Annotated in this window: 1 protein-coding gene; it reads left to right on the top strand. The window is 49.4% G+C overall.

What is annotated here, in order from left to right; translation table 11 throughout:
• Window positions 1-871: flagellar basal-body MS-ring/collar protein FliF (gene fliF, locus A3766_RS24335; protein ID WP_082907206.1), on the top strand; the 871-nt coding region annotated here is incomplete at both ends.

Here is an 871-nt window from a genome sequence, read left to right as displayed (position 1 = left end):
TGGAGTCGACACGATTTAAGCGAGGCCTGGAAGGTGAGCTGGCGCGATCAATATCCAGTTTCAGAAATATCCGTAGCGCCAGAGTTCATTTGGCTATTCCGAAGAGGTCGGTGTTTGTTCGTGACTCAAGAGAACCTAGTGCATCAGTTTTGATCGAGACCTCTTCTATGCGGCCAGTGACACGTGAGCAGGTTGACTCGATTGTTAATCTCGTCGCCGGAAGTGTGCCGGAAATGGATATGAGCAAAGTTACTGTTGTTGATCAAAAGGGTAATCTATTGTCTCGGAACAACGAGTCCGAAGAAGACAAGCTGGTTTCAAGGGAGTTTGAGTATTCGCGTAAAATGGAAAAAGTTCTAAATGAGCGAATTACAGGTATATTGAGTCCTATCCTCGGGGCGGATCGTTTCAGGTCAGAAGTCTCGGCTGATGTGGATTTTACCCAGGTTGAAGAAACGGAAGAGTTTTACAACCCTGACATGCAAGCAGTCCGAAGTGAACAAACCTTGGATGAGCAGCGCCAGATGATGACAGATGGCGGTGTACCAGGCGCGCTTGCTAATCAGCCTCCCGCAGCGGGTGCTGCCCCTGAAGTAGCCAACGGTGCTGGCGCTGGTGAAGGAGGTTTACCGACAAATGTGCGTAAGCAAACCACTCGCAATTTTGAGGTGGACCGCACAATCAGCTACACACGTCACCAGCAAGGTAGGCTAAAGCGCTTAACGGTTGCTGTAGCAATTGATGATATACAGAATATCAACCCGGAAACAGGTGAGGTAAGCTATACTACATGGACGGCTGAAGAGCTTGAGCGTTTGACGCTATTGGTAAGGAATGCGGTAGGGTACTCAGCCGCACGAGGTGATAGCGT

The organism is Oleiphilus sp. HI0132, assembly GCF_001635845.1.
Note: the sequence above shows the minus strand (reverse complement) of the source record. Positions and strands in the feature narration are given on the sequence as shown.